The sequence below is a fragment of the Citrobacter sp. Cpo071 genome (genome assembly GCF_030332765.1).
Classification (GTDB): domain Bacteria; phylum Pseudomonadota; class Gammaproteobacteria; order Enterobacterales; family Enterobacteriaceae; genus Citrobacter; species Citrobacter portucalensis.
Genome location: NZ_JAOWHE010000084.1, coordinates 346,579 through 367,286, shown reverse-complemented (window position 1 = coordinate 367,286; position 20,708 = coordinate 346,579). Strand labels below are relative to the sequence as shown.

The 20,708-nt window shown below is 54.4% G+C and carries 13 protein-coding genes; 8 read left to right on the top strand and 5 right to left on the bottom strand.

Features of this window, described 5'->3' with window-relative positions; genetic code table 11:
- Positions 1-38: 38 nt before the first annotated feature.
- From asmA to udk, 3 genes are all read right to left on the bottom strand, one after another.
- Positions 39-1,892: an outer membrane assembly protein AsmA gene (asmA, locus tag OGY09_RS16960; RefSeq protein WP_032943937.1), complete on the bottom strand. Its 1,854-nt coding sequence runs from the start codon at positions 1,890-1,892 to the stop codon at positions 39-41.
- Positions 1,893-1,918: 26 nt separating this feature from the next.
- A complete protein-coding gene (dcd, locus tag OGY09_RS16955; RefSeq protein WP_003834269.1) occupies positions 1,919-2,500 on the bottom strand; it encodes a dCTP deaminase in 582 nt (193 codons plus the stop codon).
- A 91-nt stretch (positions 2,501-2,591) separates the two neighbouring features.
- Positions 2,592-3,233, bottom strand: a complete 642-nt coding sequence (gene udk / locus OGY09_RS16950; RefSeq protein WP_003036776.1) for a uridine kinase — start codon at positions 3,231-3,233, stop codon at positions 2,592-2,594.
- Positions 3,234-3,548: 315 nt separating this feature from the next.
- On the opposite strand from udk, the gene OGY09_RS16945 reads away from it, so the two are divergent.
- Positions 3,549-6,878: a diguanylate cyclase gene (locus OGY09_RS16945; RefSeq protein WP_275399100.1), complete on the top strand. Its 3,330-nt coding sequence runs from the start codon at positions 3,549-3,551 to the stop codon at positions 6,876-6,878.
- Here OGY09_RS16945 and alkA read toward each other — a convergent pair.
- Complete coding sequence (gene alkA / locus OGY09_RS16940) at positions 6,846-7,715, bottom strand: DNA-3-methyladenine glycosylase 2 (protein WP_032943939.1); 870 nt, start codon at positions 7,713-7,715, stop codon at positions 6,846-6,848. The genes OGY09_RS16945 and alkA overlap by 33 nt on opposite strands.
- Positions 7,716-7,850: 135 nt before the next feature.
- On the opposite strand from alkA, the gene yegD reads away from it, so the two are divergent.
- Complete coding sequence (yegD, locus tag OGY09_RS16935; RefSeq protein ID WP_032943940.1) at positions 7,851-9,203, top strand: molecular chaperone; 1,353 nt, start codon at positions 7,851-7,853, stop codon at positions 9,201-9,203.
- 99 nt (positions 9,204-9,302) lie between these two features.
- Here yegD and OGY09_RS16930 read toward each other — a convergent pair whose 3' ends face one another.
- Positions 9,303-9,362 (bottom strand): type I toxin-antitoxin system Ibs family toxin, encoded by a 60-nt coding sequence (locus OGY09_RS16930; protein ID WP_106672390.1) that lies wholly within the window; start codon positions 9,360-9,362, stop codon positions 9,303-9,305.
- A 279-nt stretch (positions 9,363-9,641) separates the two neighbouring features.
- Between OGY09_RS16930 and OGY09_RS16925 the strand changes: the two genes are divergently transcribed.
- The 6 genes from OGY09_RS16925 to baeR are packed head-to-tail and all read left to right on the top strand — an operon-like array spanning position 9,642 to position 20,623.
- The gene (locus OGY09_RS16925) at positions 9,642-10,889 is read left to right on the top strand and encodes an MdtA/MuxA family multidrug efflux RND transporter periplasmic adaptor subunit (protein ID WP_032943941.1); all 1,248 of its coding nucleotides are present in this window, start codon (positions 9,642-9,644) and stop codon (positions 10,887-10,889) included.
- Complete coding sequence (locus OGY09_RS16920; RefSeq protein ID WP_032943943.1) at positions 10,889-14,011, top strand: MdtB/MuxB family multidrug efflux RND transporter permease subunit; 3,123 nt, start codon at positions 10,889-10,891, stop codon at positions 14,009-14,011. Before OGY09_RS16925 ends, OGY09_RS16920 begins: the two co-directional genes overlap by 1 nt.
- The gene (mdtC, locus tag OGY09_RS16915; RefSeq protein ID WP_032943944.1) at positions 14,012-17,092 is read left to right on the top strand and encodes a multidrug efflux RND transporter permease subunit MdtC; all 3,081 of its coding nucleotides are present in this window, start codon (positions 14,012-14,014) and stop codon (positions 17,090-17,092) included. It begins immediately after the preceding gene.
- Positions 17,089-18,501, top strand: a complete 1,413-nt coding sequence (locus tag OGY09_RS16910; protein ID WP_003834276.1) for an MFS transporter — start codon at positions 17,089-17,091, stop codon at positions 18,499-18,501. Before mdtC ends, OGY09_RS16910 begins: the two co-directional genes overlap by 4 nt.
- Entirely contained in the window at positions 18,501-19,904 is a 1,404-nt protein-coding gene (gene baeS, locus OGY09_RS16905) for an envelope stress sensor histidine kinase BaeS (RefSeq protein ID WP_032943945.1), read from the top strand. The genes OGY09_RS16910 and baeS overlap by 1 nt, the downstream gene beginning before the upstream one ends.
- Complete coding sequence (gene baeR / locus OGY09_RS16900; RefSeq protein WP_032943946.1) at positions 19,901-20,623, top strand: envelope stress response regulator BaeR; 723 nt, start codon at positions 19,901-19,903, stop codon at positions 20,621-20,623. Before baeS ends, baeR begins: the two co-directional genes overlap by 4 nt.
- The last annotated feature ends 85 nt before the right edge of the window (positions 20,624-20,708 follow it).

The following is a 20,708-nucleotide window of genomic DNA, read 5'->3' as shown; positions in this document are numbered from 1 at the left end:
AGCCGGATGGGGCATTAGCCACCATCCGGCAATATGAATCAGAGCTTATCCAGCAACTTTTTAACATCTTTGCCGTTGCGGGAATCTTTATTGCGATCTGCCCAGTCATTCAGACGACGTTTTGCTTCATCCTGCAGATGCTTACGCAAAAGCTGATCAACTTGCAGACTGTAGTTCAGTGATTGCCACTGGCCATAGACCCTGAGAGGAACCGGGGTGGCCTTCAGGAAACTAATCAACTTACTTTCGCCATCCCAACCGCCCAGCACGCGAATGTTAAACAGCGTGTCGCAATTCTGCTTCACCAGATCTAACGTTCCTTTGCCGGTTAGCGCCAACATCGCGGACTCCCCTGCCATGTTATCCAGCGTCACCTCACCGTTATCCAGACTCATATCGGTTACAAAATGATCCAACCGGGTCACGTTATCGAGGTTTTGCTGAGATTTAACATCCCCACCGCTGCGTTCTACAGCCTGTTGAATCATCTGCTGGAAGTTCATCCCTTCCATTCGCGTATCGTTCATTTCGACATGGGCCTGCCCTTGCCAGCTATGGCGAAACGCCTGGGCGTCAATATCTGAGCCGGAAAAATCTCCCGCCAGCGACAGCTTGCCGGTGAGTGCGATGGGGTAATCAAAGGCCTTCAAAATAGTGCCAATTTCCACACCTTCCAGGCGCGGATGAAAGACCGCTCGCGGTTCTCCCTTTCTGGCATCCAGCGTGCCGGGCAGTGAGATCAGCCCGCCATCACTTTTTCCCTGCAACTGCGCAATGTTCAGTAAGCCGAACTGGTTGTCTATTTTTGCCGAAACATTCTCAAACGCCATTTTCCGCCACAGCACTTTGTCAGCCTGCAAAGCGATGTCTGCCGAAAAACCCTTGAGTCCCTGATACGAAACGGCATCAACCTGGGAAGCAATGACGGGGCGCGCCAGCGTTGACTGACTCTGACCTTGCTGAACGTCACCTTTTGCTGTCGCCGCTGCGTCATGCTGTACGAGCAGGTTATCCAGATTGAGCTGACCAAATTTTAAGTCGACGGCCCATTCCGGTTTTTCCAACAAGGATACGTGTGCTTGCCCGGAGAACGAAGAGTCATTGGCGGTCAAATTTATCTGACTAAACGAAAGCTGTTTTTTCTCTTCCAGCCATTGTGTCTGAAGATGTCCCTGACCGTTGATCCCCTGGGGCGGCAAATCGGCCCCCTGCAATTGCCAGCTTAACTGCTCGATATTCGCAGATAAGTTGTGCGGATAATCGGAGGCATCGACCGTGCCGTTAAAGGATAACGCGAGATCGCGCTGATCGCGGTTCACACGCCCGGAAAAATCAAACGTGCCGCGGTGCTGGCTATCTTGTTCCATCTCCAGACGAATATCACGAACAGTAACTTGTTCATCGTCTTCATGCTGGAATACCAGAACACTGTCGGCAACGCGCAAACGGGCGATATCAAACGACCACCCTCTGTCTTCCGCCAGATCGGGCAACATATTGTCTTTTGGGGCAACAGGTGCATCTTTGCCGCGTACCGCCTCAGTTTGCGGGGTCAGTTGAATCACTGCGCCTTTGAGCATCACCTGCTTCACGCTGAGCTGGTGGCTCAACAGCGGCCATAACGCAACGTCAAGACGCATATTGTCGGCACGAACCAGAGGTTCGCTGGCACCTTCAGCCGTTAACACCACTCGCCCTGAGAGGATACTCAGTTGCGGCCATACGTGCCAACGCAGGGGGCCATCCAACTGCAGCTGATACCCGCTACGTGCGGCAACCTGCTTGACCATATACGCGCGGAAATCATTCGGATTCACCAACAGTACTAACGCAGAAAAGCCGGCCACCAGCACGACCAGAAGAATCATCAGCGTCGTCAGAAATCGTCTCATGCTATCCCCAATGGACTGATAAACACTCAGTCTTTATCGATCCGGCTGGCAACGGCGCCCTGCTGGTCGCGATACTTCGCATCCTGACGACGGTTGTATGGTCGCGCTGCCGGACCGGAAAGCGGTTCGAAACTTAGCGCGCCAATCGGCATGCCCGGACGCAGAGCCAGCGGTAATTTTCCGGAGTTGTAAAACTCCAGTACGATACAGCCAGACCAGCCCGGATCGATACGGTGTGCGGTGACGTGTACCATCAGTCCCAGACGCGCCAGAGATGAACGGCCATCTAACCAACCGACGAGATCGGAAGGCAGCGTCACGGATTCGAATGTTACTGCCAGCGCAAGCTCACCCGGATGCAAGAAGAATGCCTCGCCGTCCTTGAGGACGATTTCATCACTCATCACGCGATCCAGCGCGGCGCTGACTTCATCTTTCGGTCCGCTCAAATCGATATACGCCGCCGTATGACCGCGGAACGTACGGAATTTGTTGCCAAGACGCACATCTACCGTGGCGCCATTGATTCGCTCGACAGGAGGGCGTGGAGTGATCGACAGGCGACCTTCATCCAACCAGGCTTCAATATCTCGGTCACATAAACGCATGGCACTTTCTCCTTTCGTGCTTCAAACCCTTAATGCCAGGTGCGTTAAGGGTGAACCAGGTTATCACTGAACGGTACACAATTCGCTGAACTTATTCAAAGAACTGACTGATTTTAGCCTTCAGAATATCGATGGCGATGCGGTTTTTACCCCCGCGCGGCACAATGATGTCGGCGTATTGCTTTGAAGGCTCAATAAATTGCAGGAACATTGGACGGACGGTTTTCTGGTATTGCGCCATCACCGAATCCATTGAACGACCACGTTCATTCACATCGCGCTTAATACGGCGCATCAGACAAATATCCAGCGGCGTATCAACAAAAATAGAAAAGTTCATCTCATCGCGCAAACGCGCATCCGTCAGCAGCAAAATGCCTTCCAGGATAATGACTTTCTTCGGTTCGATATGAATAGTGTCTTGCGTACGCGTGTGCTCAACATAGCTATAAACCGGCAGCTCAATGGCAGAGCCGCGTTTCAGCGTTTGCAGATGTTGAAACAGCAGGCTGTGGTCCATCGCGTTCGGATGGTCGTAGTTGGTTTTTACGCGTTCTTCCATCGACAGATGGCTTTGATCTTTGTAATAGCTGTCTTCGGGAATAACGCCAATATGTTCGTCACCGACTTGTTCACGCAATTCGCGATAAAGAGTACTGGCAATAAGGCTCTTGCCGGAAGCCGATGCGCCGGCAATGCCGATAATGACGCACTGATGGGACTGATCAGTCATAAATTTAGCGACCTGATTAACCTGGATGTAAGGAAGGGCGGCGTCGAAACGCCAAACGCGGCAATTATAGGGATTTCAGCGGCGCGATGCCACCCCAGGCTGCACCAATGCTGTCCCTGTCGCAAATTAAAATGCTCAGATTTAGAACAGCCGCTATATTTATTCACCTGCCTTAGGAATTAATAGCTTGGGAGTGTTAATTTATGAGCAGCTGGCGTATAAATTGTAAATTGTTTGTACTAGCATAATCCCAGATTAAATGTGATGCGTCCGGCATCTCTGCTGGGCGACAACGGCTATTTGGGTAGAGTGGTAATGAGTAAACAATCCCAACATGTTTTAGTTACCTTACCCCATCCTCTACTGCGCCTGGCCAGTTTAGGTCTGGTGGCTTTCATCTTTACGTTGTTTTCGCTGGAACTATCACGTTACGGCGCACAGCTTGCCCCTCTGTGGTTTCCAACCTCTATCATGATGGTGGCTTTTTACCGTCACGCGGGAAAGATGTGGCCTGGGATCGCGCTGGCTTGCTCATTCGGTAGCATCGGCGCCTCTTTACTTTTTTTCCCCGGACAGTCGCTTAATTTCTCCTATACGGTCATTAACATTATTGAGGCTGTTGTTGGCGCAATGTTATTGCGTAAACTGCTGCCCTGGTACAATCCCTTACAAAATTTGAATGACTGGGCGCGCCTGGCATTTGGTAGCGCGGTTTTTCCGCCACTGTTGGGCGGCATTTTGATGTGGTTGTTGCTGCCGAAGGACACGTCGTTAAATACCTTTCTCATTTGGGTACTGTCAGAATCCATTGGCGCACTGGCGTTGGTGCCGTTAGGTTTACTGTTTAAACCACATTACCTGTTGCGCCATCGCGACCCGCGATTATTGCTTGAGACCCTGATTACCCTGCTGGTGACCTTAACGCTCAGTTGGCTGTCCATGATGTACATTCCATGGCCATTTACCTGCGTTATTGTCCTGCTGATGTGGAGCGCTGTCCGTCTGCCGCGTATGGAGGCGTTTTTAATATTCCTCAGCACCGTGATGATGGTTTCGCTGATGCTGGCTGCCGACCCTTCGCTGCTTTACACCCCGAAACCGAACATGATGACGGACATCCCCTGGTTGCCGTTTTTGATGATCCTGTTGCCCGCTAATATGATGACCATGGTGATGTACGCGTTTCGAGCCGAACGCAAGCACATTTCAGAAAGCGAGTCACGCTTTCGCAACGCCATGGAATATTCCGCGATTGGCATGGCGTTAGTCGGTACCGAGGGGCAATGGTTACAGGCCAATAAAGCCTTGTGTCAGTTTCTGGGCTATAGCCAGGAGGAGTTACGTTCACTGACCTTCCAGCAATTAACCTGGCCGGAAGATTTGAACAACGACATTGAACAGTTGAACATGCTGGCACGCGGAGAGATTAATAGCTATTCCATGGAAAAACGCTATTACACCCGTTCGGGCGACGTCGTCTGGGCGTTGCTGGCCGTTTCGTTGGTGCGTCATAGCGACAATACCCCACTCTATTTTATCGCGCAGGTTGAGGACATTAACGACCTGAAGCATACCGAGTGGATTAACAAACGGTTGATGGAGCGCATTACCCTCGCCAATGAAGCCGGGGGGATTGGGATTTGGGAATGGGAACTACAGCCTGACGTGATCAGCTGGGATAAACGGATGTTCGATCTCTACGAAGTTCCTGCGCATATCAAGCCCAGTTGGCAAGTCTGGTATGAGTGCGTGGTACCCGAAGATCGTGAGTACGCCGAAAATGTGATTCGTGATTCACTGGCCGCACGGGCTCCGTTTAAGCTTGAGTTTCGTATCGCGGTAAAAGATGGCATACGCCATATCCGCTCGTTGGCCAACCGGGTACTGAATAAAGACGGTGAAGTTGAACGCTTACTTGGTATCAATATGGATATGACCGAAGTCAAGCAGCTTAACGAAGCGCTGTTTCAGGAAAAAGAGCGCCTTCACATTACGCTGGATTCAATCGGCGAAGCGGTGATTTGTATTGATGTCGATATGAACGTGACCTTTATGAATCCGGTTGCTGAGAAAATGAGCGGCTGGCAGCAGGACAGTGCCATCGGCATTCCGCTATTGACGGTACTACATATTACTTTTGGCGAGAACGGTCCGCTGATGGAAAATATCTACAGTGCTGACATGTCACGTACGGCAATCGAACAGGAAGTGGTCCTGCATTGTCGTAACGGCAACAGTTATGACATTCAGTATAGCATCACGCCCCTCAGCACCCTCGACGGCGGCAGCATTGGCTCGGTGTTGGTTATTCAGGACGTCACAGAGTCGCGGAAGATGCTCCGCCAGCTTAGCTACAGCGCCTCGCATGATGACCTGACGCAGTTGGCAAACCGGGTCAGCTTCGAAAACCATCTAAAACAATTGCTGCATTCGGTACACGACACGCACCAGCGCCATGTACTGGTTTTTATCGATTTGGATCGTTTTAAAGCGGTGAACGACAGCGCGGGTCATGCCGCCGGCGATGCCCTGCTGCGTGAACTCTCTGCACTTATGCTCAGCATGTTGCGATCCAGCGATATGCTGGCACGCCTGGGCGGCGACGAGTTTGGTCTGTTGCTACCGGATTGTAATATCGAAAGCGCCCGCTTTATCTCAGGTCGCGTCATCAGCGCCATTAATGATTACCACTTCATGTGGGAAGGCCGCTTACACCGTATTGGCGCCAGCGCAGGGATTACGCTCATTGATGAGAAAAACCATGTCGCGACCGATGTGATGTCTCAGGCCGATATCGCCTGCTACGCGGCGAAAAACAGCGGCCGTGGGCGAGTCTGTGTCTATGAACCTCAGCAAAGCCAGGCCCATGCCGCGCGTAGTCAACTGACATTGGATGAACAAAGACACACCATTATGCACAACCCAATGCTGATGATCGCCAGAGGTGTGGCTTCCCCGCGTATACCGGAGACGTTTAGCTTCTGGATTATTTCGCTTCGCTTAGGCACCGCTGAGGGTGAAGTCATTGAGGAGCAAGCCTTCCGCGCCGGGCTGGTCGATCCCGCGTTAAGCAAGGCACTTGACCGTCGGGTATTTAGCGAGTTCTTCCAGAACTCTGCCCAAGCAGTAGCCAGTAAGGGCCTCAGTATTGCCCTGCCCCTTTCCGCCGTCGGCCTGCTCAACACAGAACTTATCGATGAGCTGCTGGAGCACTTGCAACGCAGTCCACTACCGCCGCGATTGCTGCATCTGACCGTTCCGGCAAGCGTCATCAAAACCAACCCAACGCAGGCGGTGTCTGCCCTGCATCGGCTGCGCCAGTACGGTTGTCGAATTGTATTAAGTCAGGTTGGTCGCGATTTAGAGCTCTTTGACAACCTGAAATACCGCATTGTCGATTACCTGTTGCTCGACAGCGAGCTAAGTGCCAGCGCTCCCGGCAACCTGATCGACGAAATGTGGGTGTCCATTATTCAGGGTCATGCCCAGCGCCTGGACATAAAAACTATCGCCGGTCCGGTGCAGTTGCCACTCATCATGGATACGCTTTCTGGCATCGGTGTTGATATGATTTATGGCGATATTATTGCCGATGCCCAACCGCTGGATCTGCTACTGAATACCAGTAATTTCGCCATCAACTGACGGTTGCCAGCCATCCGTATACCAAATATGTAACAGCGCATAGGAGCGCCAGGGTTTCCAGCGCTCTGCATACCGTCGGATCTGGGCCGGTGTCATGCCGGGAAAACGCTGTTTAATCAGATAATCATCCGGCAGAAAAACGTCCTTCGCCTGCCAACCACGTAGCGCGAAATAGTTGGCGGTCCAGCGCCCTATCCCGGGAAACGTTTGTAGCTGCTTAACGCCTTGTTCGATATCGGCAGGGGCTATTGTCGCGAGCGTTCCTTCAAGGGTTGCATGAGCCAGGTGGATCAACGCTTCAGCGCGTTTGAGTGGCATTCCTAACGCTTTCAGGTGCAGCGGATCGGCATTGGCAAGCGCTTCCGGCGAGGGAAAACACACATACTCGGGCGCATCCTCCAGCGCTTCCCCGTAAGCGTGCGCCACTTTCGCCGTCAGTTTAGCGGCCATCAATACGCTGACTAACTGCCCTAAAATCGCCCGAACCCCTTGCTCAAACGCATCGACACTGCCCGGCAAACGCAGTCCCGGACGCGCTGCACCGAGGCTACCCAGCGCGGCGATAATTTGCTGCGGGCAACAGCCAAGATCGAACAAGCGCGTTATTTTTGCCAGGCACTCGGAAGCTACCGGCTGTAACCCTGTGCTCAACGTCACGTGTAGCACGTTGGCGTGCAGATCAGGGACAACGCGCACCAGACCACGATGCTCCCCTACGCACAGGCTTCTGACATAGCTCAGTTCCTCTACGGTTTCGACACCTTCAACCGCACGGGCGGCAAGAAATCCCAGCATCCAGGGCCAGTCATAAGGCGGTTGCCAGCTCAGCGTGAACATTTAGTTTTCCTTTTTCGCAAACCTAAAGCATAAACGGTATTCAATCAGTACGCCTTGCTTTCATATTCCAGTTGTCGGGGCGTCAACTATTCGTTAAAGTCACGCCCCTTCTTCACTGGCATGGGGATTTTTACGGTGTTTATTGGTTTTGACTACGGTACGGCAAACTGTTCAGTGGCCGTTATGCGTGACGGGCAGCCTCACCTGCTCAAAATGGAAAATAACAGCACGCTGCTACCCTCAATGCTGTGCGCACCAACGCGCGAAGCGGTTAGCGAGTGGCTGTATCGCCATCATGACATCCCAACTACGGATGATGAAACGCAGGCGCTGCTTCGCCGTGCGATGCGCTACAACCGCGAAGAAGACATCGACGTTAACGCCAACAGCGTACAGTTCGGTCTGGCATCGCTGGGTCAGTATATTGAAGACCCGGAAGAGGTGTACTTCGTTAAATCGCCAAAATCATTTTTGGGCGCCAGCGGTCTGAAGCCGCAGCAGGTTGCGCTGTTTGAAGATCTGGTCTGTGCAATGATGCTGCACATTCGCAACCAGGCACAAAGCCAACTGCCGGAAGCTATCACTCAGGCCGTGATTGGTCGGCCCATCAACTTCCAGGGATTAGGTGGCGATGACGCCAACACCCAGGCGCAGGGTATTCTTGAACGTGCGGCCAAACGCGCCGGTTTTCAGGATGTCGTCTTCCAGTACGAGCCGGTAGCGGCGGGACTGGATTACGAAGCGACGCTGCAGGAAGAAAAACGCGTGTTGGTGGTGGATATCGGCGGGGGTACGACCGACTGTTCACTGCTGCTGATGGGGCCGCAATGGCATCAGCGTGCCGATCGCGAAAACAGCCTGCTGGGACACAGTGGCTGCCGCGTAGGCGGGAACGATCTGGATATCGCGCTGGCGTTTAAACACCTGATGCCACTGCTAGGTATGGGCGGTGAGACTGAAAAAGGTATCGCCTTACCGATTCTCCCCTGGTGGAACGCGGTCGCAATCAACGACGTTCCCGCGCAAAGTGATTTCTATAGCAGCGCCAACGGTCGATTGCTCAACGATCTTGTCCGCGACGCGAGAGAAGCCGATAAAGTCGCTCTGCTGCTTAAAGTCTGGCGCGAGCGTCTGAGCTATCGCCTGGTGCGCAGTGCAGAAGAGAGCAAAATCGCACTTTCCGACCAGACTATTGTAACGGCGGCGATACCGTTTATCAGCGACACGCTGGCAACCGATATCAATCAACACGGACTGGAAGCTGCGCTCAATCAGCCCCTGGCGCGTATTCTCGAGCAGGTCCAGCTGGCGCTGGACAACGCACAGGAAAAACCGGACGTGATTTATCTGACCGGCGGCAGCGCGCGTTCGCCGCTGATTAAAAAAGCCCTCGCCCAGCAGCTTCCCGGGATCCCTATCGCGGGTGGCGATGACTTCGGTTCTGTCACCGCCGGACTGGCCCGCTGGGCTGACGTTGTTTTCCGCTAAGCCGCTCGCATGCTGAAAAGTGTGCGTATTGACATCATCCTTGCTGTGGCTTATTTTCAGGAGTGAGGGTTAGGGAAGGTTTCCCCTCCCCCTGGTGTCTTAGTAAGCCGGTAAGCTAATGACTAAGAGTATCACCAGTATGATGACGTACTTCATCATAACCCTTTCCTTATTTTGGCCCCTTCCTCGGGAGGGGCTTTCCCGTTCCAGCGTCCCGCTGAAATCTCTGGCTTTCCTCCTTTTTGCCTTGTCAGCACTCTATCGCACAATTGAGTATTCGCTATCTTCACCACCGATTGTTGCGTAACGCCTCGCAAAGCCGCGTCACCATTCAGACGAATCCCGACAGTGTTTCATAATTCCTCCATTTTTCTCCCTTGTTCGCTGGCTAAACTAGTATCATTCCGCGAATCGTTTCAGGATGAGAAACTCATAACAATGAAAGGCAGTAATAAATCCCGCTGGGTGATAGCAATCGTGATCGTCGTGGCCGCCGTCGCCGCCATCTGGTTCTGGCAAAGCCGCAGCGCATCCCAGGGAACCGCACCGGGCGCGACCAAACCCGCGCAGCACACGGCGGGGTCAGGACGGCGTGGAATGCGCTCCGGACCGTTGGCTCCCGTGCAGGCTGCCACCGCCACCGAGGAAGCCGTGCCACGCTATCTGACAGGGCTGGGGACCGTTACTGCCGCAAATACCGCCACGGTGCGTAGTCGGGTGGATGGTCAACTCATCGCCTTACACTTTGAGGAAGGACAACAAGTAAAAGCCGGCGACCTGCTGGCAGAGATAGATCCCAGCCAGTTCAAAGTTGCTCTGGCTCAGGCGCAGGGACAACTGGCAAAAGATAAAGCCACGCTGGCGAATGCCCGTCGCGATCTTGCCCGCTATCAACAGTTGGTTAAAACCAATCTGGTCTCCCGCCAGGAGCTGGATGCCCAGCAGGCGCTGGTCAACGAGACGTTAGGCACAATCAAAGCGGATGAAGCCAGTGTCGCCAGCGCTCAGTTGCAGCTCGACTGGAGCCGGATAACCGCGCCTGTCGATGGTCGTGTCGGCCTGAAACAGGTCGATGTCGGTAACCAAATTTCCAACGGCGATACCACCGGAATCGTCGTCATTACGCAAACGCATCCCATCGACCTGATATTTACGTTGCCTGAAAACGACATTGCTACCGTATTGCAGGCACAAAAATCGGGGAGCCAGCTGAAGGTCGAAGCCTGGGACCGAACCAATTCGCAAAAGCTGAGCGAAGGCGTCCTGCTCAGTCTCGACAATCAGATTGATGCCACCACCGGAACAATCAAAGTAAAGGCTCGTTTTAACAATCAGGATGATGCTTTATTCCCTAACCAGTTCGTTAACGCCCGCATGCTGGTCGACACACAACAAAATGCCGTTGTGATCCCAACTGCCGCCCTGCAAATGGGTAACGAAGGCCACTTTGTCTGGGTACTGAATAGCGACAATAAAGTGAGCAAACACCTGGTTAAACCGGGAGTTCAGGATAGCCAAAAAGTGGTGGTTACTGCCGGGCTGTCTGCGGGCGATCGGGTCGTGACCGACGGTATTGATCGTCTGACGGAAGGCGCAAAAGTCGAAGTCGTTGAGGCGCACGACGCCTCTGTTCAGGACGAGAAAACAGCGCCACGCGGATACGGCAAAAAAGGAGCCAACTCCTGATGCAGGTGTTACCTCCGGACAACACAGGCGGACCATCGCGCCTGTTTATTCTGCGCCCCGTCGCCACCACGCTGCTGATGGTCGCGATTTTGCTTGCCGGAATTATCGGTTATCGCTTCCTGCCAATCGCCGCCTTACCTGAAGTGGATTACCCCACGATTCAGGTCGTTACGCTCTACCCAGGCGCCAGCCCGGACGTCATGACCTCGGCGGTCACCGCACCGCTTGAACGTCAGTTTGGACAGATGTCTGGCTTAAAACAGATGTCATCACAAAGCTCCGGTGGCGCATCGGTCGTTACGTTACAGTTTCAACTGACGCTCCCGTTGGATGTAGCCGAGCAGGAAGTTCAGGCCGCGATTAACGCCGCCACCAATTTATTACCCAGCGATCTCCCTAACCCTCCGGTATACAGCAAGGTAAACCCGGCAGATCCGCCGATCATGACGCTGGCGGTCACATCCAGCGCCATGCCGATGACGCAGGTGGAAGATATGGTCGAAACCCGCGTCGCGCAGAAAATCTCTCAGGTTTCCGGCGTGGGTCTGGTAACACTTTCTGGTGGGCAACGTCCGGCGGTCCGCGTGAAACTTAACGCTCAGGCCATTGCCGCACTCGGTCTGACCAGCGAAACCATCCGTACGGCCATTACCGGTGCCAACGTCAATTCGGCAAAAGGGAGTCTTGATGGCCCAACGCGTGCCGTTACCCTTTCAGCCAACGACCAGATGCAGTCCGCGGATGAATATCGTCAGCTCATTGTTGCCTATAAAAACGGGGCGCCGGTTCGTCTGGGCGATGTCGCCACCGTAGAACAAGGGGCCGAAAACAGCTGGCTGGGCGCATGGGCCAATAAGCAACAAGCCATTGTGATGAATGTTCAGCGTCAGCCTGGCGCGAACATCATTTCCACTGCTGACAGTATCCGCCAGATGCTGCCGCAGCTCACCGAGAGCCTGCCCAAATCGGTTAAGGTCAGCGTACTTTCCGATCGTACGACCAATATCCGTGCGTCCGTAGCGGATACCCAATTTGAATTGATGCTGGCGATTGCGCTGGTAGTCATGATTATCTACCTGTTTTTACGCAATATTCCGGCAACCATTATTCCTGCGGTCGCCGTACCGTTATCGTTAATCGGCACCTTCGCGGTGATGGTATTCCTCGATTTCTCCATCAACAACCTGACCCTCATGGCGCTAACCATTGCGACAGGTTTTGTGGTGGATGACGCTATCGTGGTTATCGAGAATATTTCACGCTATATCGAAAAAGGCGAAAAACCGCTGACTGCGGCCCTGAAGGGCGCGGGCGAGATTGGTTTTACCATCATCTCTCTGACATTTTCACTGATCGCCGTACTGATCCCACTGCTGTTTATGGGTGATATCGTAGGCCGATTGTTCCGGGAGTTCGCTGTGACGCTGGCCGTGGCGATTCTGATTTCCGCTGTTGTCTCGCTCACTCTTACGCCGATGATGTGCGCGCGTATGCTGAATCAGGCCTCATTGCGTAAGCAAAACCGCTTCTCCCGTGCCTCAGAGCGAATGTTTGATCGCGTCATTGCCGGGTACGGCCACTGGCTGGCGAAAGTGCTCAACCATCCGTGGCTCACGCTGGGCGTTGCACTCGGCACGCTGGTGCTGAGCGTTATGCTATGGGTCTTTATCCCCAAAGGCTTCTTTCCGATCCAGGATAACGGCATCATCCAGGGCACGCTGCAGGCACCACAGTCCAGCTCGTTTGCCAGCATGGCTCAGCGTCAGCGTCAGGTCTCAGATGTCATCCTGCAAGATCCGGCGGTAGAAAGCCTGACCGCTTTTGTCGGTGTGGACGGCACTAATACGGCATTGAACAGCGCGCGCTTACAAATCAACCTTAAGCCGCTGGATGAACGTGACGATCGGGTGCAGAAAGTGATTGCGCGCCTACAGGATGCGGTTGACAGAGTTCCCGGCGTTGACCTTTATCTTCAGCCCACTCAGGATCTGACGATTGATACTCAGGTCAGCCGGACGCAATATCAGTTCACGTTGCAAGCGACATCCCTTGATGCCCTCAGCACCTGGGTTCCACAGCTGATAGCAAAACTAAATCAGCTACCGCAACTGTCCGATGTCAGTAGCGACTGGCAGGACAAAGGGCTGGTAGCGTATGTGAACGTCAATCGCGACAGCGCCAGCCGTTTGGGCATCAGCATGTCAGATGTCGACAACGCCCTGTACAACGCCTTCGGCCAGCGACTGATTTCAACCATCTACACCCAGGCAAATCAGTATCGCGTGGTGTTAGAACATGACACCAACAATACGCCAGGGCTTGCGGCACTGGATACAATACGTCTGACCAGTAGCGACGGCGGCATAGTACCGCTCAGCGCGATCGCCAGTGTTGAACAGCGTTTTGCCCCGCTGTCGATTAACCACCTCGATCAGTTCCCGGTCACCACCATCTCGTTCAACGTGCCAGACGAGTGGTCGCTGGGTGATGCGGTACAGGCCATTCTGGATACCGAAAAAACGCTTAACCTGCCCGCCAATATTACCACCCAGTTCCAGGGCAGCACGCTCGCCTTCCAGGCCGCGCTGGGAAATACCATCTGGTTGATTGTGGCTGCGGTTGTCGCGATGTATATCGTCCTCGGCGTGCTGTATGAGAGCTTTATTCACCCAATTACTATTCTCTCCACGTTGCCGACGGCGGGCGTCGGGGCGCTCCTGGCGTTAATGATTGCCGGGAGCGAACTGGACGTCATCGCGATTATCGGCATTATTTTGCTCATCGGTATCGTCAAGAAAAACGCCATCATGATGATCGACTTTGCCCTTGCCGCGGAGCGCGAACAGGGAATGTCACCACGCGATGCCATTTTCCAGGCTTGTCTGCTGCGTTTTCGCCCGATCCTGATGACTACACTGGCGGCACTGCTCGGCGCGTTACCGCTGATGTTGAGTACCGGCGTGGGCGCAGAGTTACGTCGCCCATTAGGTATTGGCATGGTCGGTGGGCTGCTGGTGAGTCAGGTATTAACCCTGTTTACCACCCCGGTGATTTATCTGCTGTTTGACCGTCTGTCGTTGTACGTGAAAAGCCGCTTCCCACGTCAGGAAGAGGAAGCGTAAATGAAATTTTTAGCGCTTTTCATTCATCGTCCGGTGGCGACCATTCTTATTTCGGTAGCCATCACCCTGTGCGGCATACTCGGATTTCGTCTGCTGCCGGTCGCTCCGCTACCGCAGGTGGATTTTCCGGTGATCATGGTCAGCGCATCGTTACCGGGTGCCTCACCCGAAACGATGGCGTCCTCGGTCGCAACTCCGCTGGAGCGCTCGCTGGGGCGCATTGCGGGCGTGAACGAAATGACTTCGAGCAGTTCACTTGGCAGTACGCGTATTATTCTCGAATTCAAATTCGACCGTGACATCAATGGCGCGGCGCGGGACGTTCAGGCCGCAATTAACGCCGCGCAAAGTCTGCTACCCAGCGGGATGCCGAGCCGACCAACGTATCGCAAAGCCAATCCTTCCGATGCGCCAATCATGATCCTGACGCTAACGTCGGACACGTACTCGCAAGGTGAATTGTACGATTTCGCATCAACCCAACTGGCGCAAACCATCGCGCAAATTGACGGCGTGGGCGACGTGGACGTTGGAGGCAGCTCTCTGCCTGCCGTGCGTGTAGGGCTTAATCCGCAGGCGCTGTTTAACCAGGGCGTGTCGCTGGACGACGTGCGTAGCGCAATTGACAACGCCAATGTACGTAAGCCGCAGGGCGCTATCGAGAATGATACCCACCGCTGGCAGGTCCAAACCAACGATGAGCTGAAAACCGCCGCCGAATACCAGCCGATTATCATCCACTACAATAACGGCGCGGCGGTGCGACTGGGCGACGTTGCGTCTGTAACCGACTCGGTGCAGGACGTACGCAACGCGGGGATGACCAATGCCAAACCGGCCATTCTGCTGATGATCCGCAAGCTACCGGAAGCCAATATCATTCAGACGGTAGACAGCATTCGCGCCAAATTGCCGGAGTTACAAACGCTGGTCCCGGCCGCCATCGATCTGCAAATCGCCCAGGACCGCTCGCCGACTATTCGCGCCTCGCTGGAAGAAGTCGAACAGACGCTGATTATCTCCGTGGCGCTGGTTATCCTGGTGGTCTTTATTTTCCTGCGCTCCGGGCGTGCGACGCTGATCCCCGCGGTAGCAGTTCCGGTCTCGCTGATCGGTACCTTTGCCGCCATGTATCTGTGTGGATTCAGCCTGAACAACCTGTCGTTGATGGCGCTCACCATTGCTACGGGATTTGTCGTCGATGACGCCATCGTTGTGCTGGAAAATATTGCCCGCCACCTGGAAGCAGGAATGAAGCCGCTCCAGGCGGCGTTACAGGGTACGCGCGAAGTGGGATTCACCGTGCTCTCCATGAGTCTGTCGCTGGTGGCGGTGTTCCTGCCACTGCTGTTAATGGGCGGATTGCCTGGGCGCTTGCTACGCGAATTTGCCGTCACGCTGTCGGTTGCTATCGGTATCTCGCTGCTGGTGTCGCTGACATTAACGCCAATGATGTGCGGCTGGATGCTCAAATCCAGCACCCCGCGCGAACAGTCTCGCAAACGGGGTTTTGGTCGTGTGCTAGTGGCGCTGCAACAGAGTTACGGCACCTCGCTTAAATGGGTGCTACGCCATACGCGGCTGGTAGGCGTGGTGTTACTTGGCACCATCGCGCTGAATATCTGGCTTTATATTTCCATCCCCAAAACCTTCTTCCCGGAGCAGGATACCGGCGTATTGATGGGTGGGATCCAGGCCGACCAGAGCATCTCATTTCAGGCGATGCGCGGCAAACTGCAGGACTTTATGAAGATCATCCGCGACGACCCGGCGGTGAATAACGTCACCGGTTTTACCGGTGGTTCGCGGGTCAACAGCGGGATGATGTTTATTACCCTCAAGCCACGCGATGAACGCCGTGAAACCGCTCAACAGGTGATCGACCGCCTGCGCGTCGCGCTTTCAAAAGAGCCAGGTGCGAATCTGTTTTTAATGGCGGTGCAAGATATTCGCGTTGGTGGACGCCAGGCCAACGCCAGCTATCAATACACATTGCTGTCCGACGATCTCGCGGCGTTGCGTGAGTGGGAACCGAAGATCCGTAAGGCGCTTGCCGCCCTGCCCCAACTGGCAGACGTCAACTCCGATCAGCAAGACAATGGCGCGGAGATGAATCTGATTTACGATCGCGACACCATGTCTCGTCTGGGGATCGACGTGGCAGCCGCCAACAGCCTGTTGAATAATGCTTTCGGACAACGACAGATCTCTACCATCTATCAGCCGATGAACCAGTACAAAGTGGTGATGGAGGTCGATCGACGTTACACCCAGGACATCAGCGCACTGGACAAAATGTTCGTCATCAACAATGACGGTAAAGCGATCCCGTTATCGTACTTTGCTAAATGGCAGCCGGCGAATGCGCCACTGTCTGTGAACCATCAGGGCTTGTCTGCCGCCTCAACCGTGTCGTTTAACCTGCCGACAGGTTCTTCACTGTCAGAAGCGACAGAGGCCATCAACAGAACCATGACCCAGCTCGGCGTCCCTTCCACGGTTCGCGGTAGCTTTGCCGGTACCGCACAGGTATTTCAGGACACCATGAATTCGCAGGTGATCCTGATTATCGCCGCCATCGCCACGGTCTATATCGTGCTGGGGATGCTGTATGAAAGCTATGTCCATCCGCTGACCATTCTCTCCACGCTACCTTCGGCTGGCGTCGGGGCGTTGCTGGCGCTGGAACTGTTCAATGCCCCGTTCAGCCTAATCGCCCTGATAGGGATCATGCTATTAATTGGCATTGTGAAGAAAAACGCCATCATGATGGTCGATTTTGCGCTGGAAGCGCAGAGAAACGGCAAACTACAGCCGGAAGAAGCTATTTTCCAGGCCTGCCTGTTGCGCTTTCGCCCAATAATGATGACCACGCTGGCGGCGTTGTTTGGCGCGTTGCCGTTGGTGTTATCCGCAGGAGATGGCTCTGAACTGCGTCAGCCTTTGGGGATAACCATTGTCGGTGGGCTGGTCGTGAGTCAGCTCCTGACGCTGTACACCACGCCCGTGGTCTATCTCTTTTTCGACCGTCTGCGTCTGCGTTTTTCGCGTAAAAACAGCAAACCGGTAGCAGAGTTATGACAGAACTTCCCGACAGCACCCGCTGGCAACTTTGGATTGTGGCATTTGGCTTTTTTATGCAGTCGCTGGATACCACCATCGTTAACACCGCGCTTCCCTCGATGGCGGCAAGCCTCGGGGAAAGCCCGTTACACATGCATATGGTCATTGTGTCATATGTTTTAACTGTTGCCGTGATGCTGCCCGCCAGCGGATGGCTGGCGGACAAAGTTGGCGTGCGTAATATCTTCTTCACCGCCATCATCCTGTTTACGCTTGGCTCGCTGTTTTGCGCCGGGTCCAGCACACTCAACGAGCTGGTGATGGCGCGCGTCTTACAAGGCGTTGGCGGTGCGATGATGGTGCCGGTCGGCAGGCTAACGGTGATGAAAATCGTCCCGCGTGAGCAATATATGGCGGCAATGACGTTTGTCACTTTACCCGGTCAAATCGGCCCGCTGCTGGGCCCAGCGTTAGGCGGAATTCTGGTTGAATACGCCTCCTGGCACTGGATATTTTTGATTAATATTCCGGTAGGCATTGTCGGCGCGATAGCGACGTTAATGCTGATGCCCAACTACACCATGCAAACCCGACGTTTCGACCTCTCAGGGTTCGCGATGCTGGCGGTCGGCATGGCGGTACTGACGCTGGCGCTCGATGGCAGCAAAGGAACCGGCCTCTCCAGTATCACGCTGGCGGCGTTGGTTATCTGCGGGGTGCTGGCTATTGCGCTGTATCTGAAACACGCCCATCGTAATCCGCGTGCGCTATTTAGCCTGAATCTGTTTCGCACACCAACCTTCTCGCTAGGTCTGTTCGGCAGTTTTGCCGGACGCATCGGCAGCGGCATGTTGCCGTTTATGACACCAGTGTTTTTACAGATTGGCCTCGGTTTTTCACCTTTTCATGCCGGGCTGATGATGATCCCGATGGTGCTGGGCAGTATGGGCATGAAGCGCATTGTGGTGCAGGTCGTTAACCGCTTTGGTTACCGTCGTGTGCTGATTACCACTACGCTTGGCCTGTCGCTGGTCAGTCTGTTGCTAATGACCACGGCACTGCTGGGCTGGTATTACGCCCTGCCCTTCGTGCTGTTTTTACAGGGAATGGTCAACTCAACACGTTTTTCATCCATGAACACGCTTACGTTAAAAGATCTGCCTGACGATCTGGCCAGCAGCGGTAACAGCCTGCTGTCGATGATCATGCAGCTATCGATGAGTATTGGTGTGACCATCGCAGGCCTGCTGCTGGGCATGTTCGGCCAACAGCATATCGCCATCGACAGCGGAAGTACGCATACCGTCTTTATGTATACCTGGCTGTGCATCGCCTTCATTATTGCGCTGCCCGCCATTATTTTTGCCCGCGTGCCGAACGACACGCAAACCAACGCGGTGATTTCACGGCGCAAAAGGAGCACCTGATGAAGTTCTGGCGGCCCGGTATCACCGGCAAACTGTTTCTGGCGATTTTCGCCACCTGCATTGTGTTGCTGATCAGCATGCACTGGGCCGTACGCATTAGCTTCGAACGTGGTTTTATTGACTATATCAAGCACGGCAACGAGCAGCGGCTGCAAATGCTCAGCGACGCATTAAGCGAGCAGTACGAGCAGCACGGCAACTGGCGATTCTTACGCAATAACGATCGTTTTGTTTTCCAGATCCTGCGCTCTTTTGAACACGACAACGACGATGATAAACCGGGTCCAGGCATGCCGCCGCACGGCTGGCGTACACAGTTTTGGGTTGTCGACCAAAACGCCCGTGTGCTTGTCGGCCCGCGCGGCCCAGTTCCTCGCGACGGCATGCGCCATCCCATACGCGTTAACGGTAGCGAAGTGGGCGCCGTGATTGCCTCTCCTGTGGAACGCTTAACGCGGAATACGGATATCAATTTCGACATGCAGCAACGACGATCCAGCTGGCTTATCGTTGCGCTCTCCACGATCCTGGCCGCGCTGGCGACGTTTACGCTGGCGCGCAGCCTGCTGGCCCCGGTTAAGCGGTTGGTGGAAGGCACGCACAAACTGGCGGCGGGCGATTTCACCACTCGCGTTACGCCAACCAGTACGGATGAGCTGGGCAAGCTGGCGCAGGACTTCAACCAGCTCGCCAGTACACTGGAAAAAAACCAGCAGATGCGTCGTGACTTTATGGCCGATATTTCTCACGAACTGCGTACGCCGTTGGCGGTGTTGCGCGGTGAACTGGAGGCCATTCAGGATGGTGTCCGCCAGTTTACCCCTGACTCCGTTGCCTCGTTGCAGGCTGAAGTCGGTACGCTCACCAAACTGGTTGACGACCTTCATCAGCTCTCCATGTCAGATGAAGGCGCGCTGGCCTACCAGAAAACATCGCTGGACCTCATCCCCCTATTGGAAGTGGCAAGCGGCGCATTTCGTGAACGCTTCTCCAGCCGTGGATTGACCATACAGCTTTCGCTCCCCGACAGCATGACGGTATTTGGTGACAGGGATCGTCTGATGCAGCTGTTCAACAACCTGCTGGAAAACAGTCTGCGCTACACCGATAGCGGTGGCGGGTTGCATATCAGCGCCGAACAACGCGAACGCATGGTGTTATTAACCTTCGCTGATTCCGCTCCCGGCGTAAGTGACGAGCAGTTACAGAAGCTGTTTGAACGATTTTATCGCACCGAAGGCTCGCGCAACCGCGCCAGCGGAGGTTCCGGGTTGGGGCTGGCGATTTGCGTCAATATCGTACAAGCGCATAATGGTCTAATCCGCGCCGCCCATTCGCCTTTTGGTGGGGTTAGCATTACAGTAGAGTTACCGCTGGAACGCGATTTACAGAGAGATGTATGACTGAGTTACCCATTGATGAAAACACACCGCGTATTCTGATCGTGGAAGATGAGCCTAAGCTGGGGCAACTGCTGATCGACTACCTGCGAGCAGCGAGCTATGCCCCTACGCTGATCAACCACGGCGACCTGGTTCTGCCTTACGTGCGCCAAACGCCGCCCGATCTGATCTTGTTGGATCTGATGCTGCCCGGTACCGACGGTCTGACTCTGTGTCGGGAAATCCGCCGCTTCTCAGAAGTCCCCATCATGATGGTAACCGCTAAAATCGAAGAGATTGATCGCCTGCTGGGGCTGGAGATCGGTGCTGATGATTATATTTGTAAACCTTACAGCCCGCGCGAAGTTGTCGCGCGCGTAAAAACGATCCTGCGCCGCTGCAAACCGCAGCGCGAACTGCAACAAATGGATGCAGACAGCCCGCTTATCGTCGATGAAGGCCGTTTTCAGGCCTCCTGGCGTGGGAAGATGCTCGATTTAACGCCCGCCGAATTCCGCTTACTTAAAACGTTGTCACATGAGCCGGGTAAAGTGTTCTCCCGTGAACAGTTGCTCAATCATCTCTATGACGATTACCGCGTCGTTACCGACCGCACCATCGACAGCCATATTAAGAACCTGCGACGCAAGCTGGAGTCGCTGGATGCCGAGCAGTCGTTTATCCGCGCGGTCTATGGCGTGGGGTATCGCTGGGAAGCCGACGCCTGCCGAATTGCTTAAACTCTCCTGCCCTTCAGGGCTCCGCTGCTCCGTGAGCCCTGGTAACTAGCAACTCTCCAAATATCGCTCATACTCTTTCTGACAA